Below are 3,791 nucleotides of genomic sequence, written 5' to 3' on the forward strand. Positions count from 1 at the left end.
TTATCTCTTTTAGCATAAAGTCCTCGTAGCCGCACTTCTCGGCCGCTTCGTCATCCCAATTAACGGTAAATATCTCACGGTCGACGGCGATGTCGTCGAACGTCGTGATCTTTACGCTATCGCAGGTGACTTCGGCTATCTCATCGTTGTCGAGAAAGATAACGCTTCTCGTGGAGCCGAGGACTGCGGGCACGTCCGAGGCGATAAAGTTCTCGCCCTCGCCGATCCCGAGAATCAACGGGCTGTCCTTTCGGGCGGCGATGATTCTATCCGGCTCGTGCTTGCTGATAACCGCCAGGGCAAACGAGCCCCTAAGTTCCTTTATTGCCGCTTTAACCGCTTCGAGCAGGTTTCCATCGTATTTTTCCTCGACAAGATGGGCGATGACCTCGGTGTCGGTTTCGGAGCCAAACGTATGTCCCCTTGCTTGGAGTTCTTCTTTTAAGGCTATGTAGTTTTCGATGATGCCGTTGTGGACGACGGCCAGGTCCCCCGTACAATCAAGATGTGGATGGGCGTTTTCCTCGGAAGGTTTTCCGTGGGTCGCCCACCGGGTGTGACCGATACCGATCTGCCCCGAGGGGGCTCCGGTAAGGAGGGCGTCCTCAAGCTCTTGCAGCTTACCGAGACGGCGCACAACGCTTATCCCGCCATTTACCACTGCGATTCCTGCGGAGTCATATCCCCTGTATTCCAGGCGTTTAAGACCATTGATCAACATGGGTACGGTATCTCTCTGACCGATACACCCAACTATTCCACACATAGGTTCTCCCTTCTTGAAAGCCGATGATTAATATCACGACATGAACCAGGACATATTAATAGGGTTACTACAATTAGTACTGCAATAGACTGCAATAGGGGATTTTAGAAAAGGCCCCGGCTGAGGCACATCTGTGCCGGTCCTTTGCCACTCTGGCACCGCTTTGTCCCGGGGGTTGCCCTCCGGTTTTGTCAATACCATTACGACCGTGGTCCGCCGAGAGGCATCCGCCGAATGAAACTTTCGATTAACCTCTCCCTCGTCAACTGCCCTAAACTAGGCAGTTCTGGCGCTCGTGTTGTTACCCCTATTCAATTGCCGACAGTTTGTTTAATGCCTCCCTTCGACCAGCGCTTCTTACCATACGTATCACCGTATACCATTATACCCTAATCGGCCTACCGGTCATAGCCGCGATACGGTTTCTCATGTTAGAATCCGATTTCCTGCCGGATGATATTCGCGATATTGTGGGCGATAAAACCCGCGTTGTCGCTGGTATCGCTCTCGACCATAACGCGGATAAGCGGCTCGGTGCCGGATGGTCGCACCAATATCCTGCCCCGGTCTTGAAGCTCGGCTTCGGCCTTTGCGATACCTTCTCTAATAGTCCCGATCTCCTGCCACCCATGTATCCTTTTTACGTTGACGTTAACCAGAACCTGGGGAAGTTTCTCCATGATCTTCTTCAACTCGGAGAGCTTCTTGCCGGTCTGGACCATAACGGACGCAAGCTGCAGAGCGGTTATGATGCCATCACCTGTCGTGGTATGCTCCAGGAATATAATATGGCCGGATTGTTCGCCGCCGATGTTTATGTTTCGCGCAAGCATCTCTTCAAGGACGTAGCGGTCCCCGACCTTGGTCTTAATGGTGTCGATTCCGTGCTTTTTCATGGCGATATCAAAACCCAAATTAGCCATAACCGTCGTAACGACAGTGCTCTCAGGAAGCATGCCGCACTCCTTGAGATGGGTCGCGCAGATAGCCATAATAAAGTCGCCGTCTACTACCTCGCCGTTCTCATCGACCGCGATTACCCTATCGGCATCACCGTCATGCGCAAAACCAACGTTAACATCATGTGACGCCACTATCTCCTGGATGTAATCTACATAGGTCGAACCGCAGCCCAGGTTTATGTTTGTACCATTTGGACTGGTATTTACCGCTTTTACTTCGGCCCCAAGCTGGCGGAAGACAAGTGGCGATACCTGATACGCCGCTCCGTGCCCGCAATCGATCGCCACTTTGAGCCCCTCTAGGCTGCCGGTAACCGTGCTAACAACATGATCGACATAAAGGTCTGCCGCTTTTTCATCGACTCTAACCGTACCGATGCTCGGGCCTGTGGGAAGGTCTTTTTCTGAGTCTAAATTCGCTTGTATATCATCTTCTACCTGGTCGGGTAACTTAAAGCCGTCGGGTCCGAAGAACTTGATGCCGTTATATTCGGCGGGATTATGCGACGCGGAGATCACTACCCCACCGTCGGCTTTAAGGGCTTTGGCAAGATATGCGATGGCTGGGGTCGGTAAAACCCCAACGTTGAGCACATTGGAGCCGACAGAGCAGATACCTGCGGCAAGCGCCGCTTCAAACATGGCCCCCGATATCCTGGTATCTTTTCCTATAATAAAGACCCCGCCCTTACCCTTGCTAAGAACGGTCGCCCCGGCCTGGCCGATTTTAAACGCCAGCTCGGCGGTAAGGTCTTTGTTTGCGATTCCCCGAACGCCGTCGGTTCCAAAAAGCCTCGTCAAATGCCACCTCCAGGCAAGTAATTTTTAACGGTCGCTTTAGTATATCATTTATGGCTTTTCCGTGACAAAGATTCCCAGCTAAGAAGTATACGATTTTGCAATAAAAGGGGACGTCATAGCGGCAAGCATCGCCTCGTAGCCGGGGATAAACGTCATGGCGTCACCGATCCTATATGCGTGTTCGGATTCGGTCACATCGACGACAAGGTGGTCGCTGCTTCTCCTTAAACTCTTCGCTTTTATATCGAGCGGCGTAAGCGCCCCCCGGCAGATATCCTGTAATCCAATCGCGAGAATCACCCTTTTATGCAGGCCGTCGGACTGCTCTGTCGGCTTTTCCTTTATCTCTAGAATCTCCGCCTCCAGGATTATCGCATCCTGATAGGTGTGTGGGATCGGATCAAGGTCCACCGTCTCCTGTCCTAAAAGAATCGCCTCCCCCAGCCTGGCCTGGTTAACGCCGGGAGGCGCCGTTCCAGCCTCTATGAGCTTCCAGATACTCGAGTTGCCGCCGGAGACGATTGGAAGCTCGATATCCAGGCGCTCCCGTAGGTCGGCGGCACTCTCAACCAGAAGCTCAAGCATTGCAGGTGTAGGGGAGACTCCCTGCAAGCAGGCCACGTTCGAGCCGATTCCCCCAAGCCGTATCCACGGAAATCGTAGCGCCTTACGCATAAAGCCAAGGAGGTCACCGGGAAGCACGCCCTCGCGCAGGTCACCGGCCTCGACCATCACTATGACCTTATATTCTTTGCGAAGTGCCGTAGCCGTAGCAGAGAGCCGTTTAATCGTTTCAATCTCGGATACGAGGCACATATCCGTTATCTCGACCGCACGAGGAATCTCCCAGGTCATCGGTTGCCTTAACATCATGCGAGGCGAATTGACATCAAGCAGGCGTTCCAGGTTTTGCAGCCTGGAATCGGCGATAGCGGAAACTCCACCGGCAACCATCGCCCCGGCCACATCAGGGTTCCCCAAACACGCCTTAACAACCCCGACGACCTCAATGCCGTTGGCGTTACAGGTAGACGTAAGCACCCGCGCGTTATGTTGAATTTTAGCGAGATCTATAGAAACAGACGGCTGCAGCAAAAATCACCCCTGGCTTCCCTCTAGTCGCCGGCCACCCAATTATTGATAACGTCTGCATTTCCTAACTGCAGAACCAAGCTCAAATAGAGTGAAGGGCTGGAACCAACCAGCCCCTCCTCATCAAACCGTACGTGAGGTTTTCCCTCATACGGCTTTCCGACATTCTT

General features: G+C 52.9%; 3 protein-coding genes. All 3 read right to left on the bottom strand.

Annotated features, from left to right (window positions below):
• Positions 1–766: glutamine--fructose-6-phosphate aminotransferase (locus ACYC56_RS13170; protein ID WP_461374632.1), on the bottom strand; the 766-nt coding region annotated here is incomplete at its 3' end.
• Between the two features lie 431 nt (positions 767–1,197).
• Positions 1,198–2,529: a phosphoglucosamine mutase gene (gene glmM / locus ACYC56_RS13175; RefSeq protein ID WP_461374633.1), complete on the bottom strand. Its 1,332-nt coding sequence runs from the start codon at positions 2,527–2,529 to the stop codon at positions 1,198–1,200.
• Positions 2,530–2,607: 78 nt separating this feature from the next.
• Complete coding sequence (locus ACYC56_RS13180) at positions 2,608–3,624, bottom strand: alanine racemase (protein WP_461374634.1); 1,017 nt, start codon at positions 3,622–3,624, stop codon at positions 2,608–2,610.
• Positions 3,625–3,791 lie beyond the last annotated feature (167 nt).

Source organism: Candidatus Aquicultor sp., assembly GCF_054640775.1.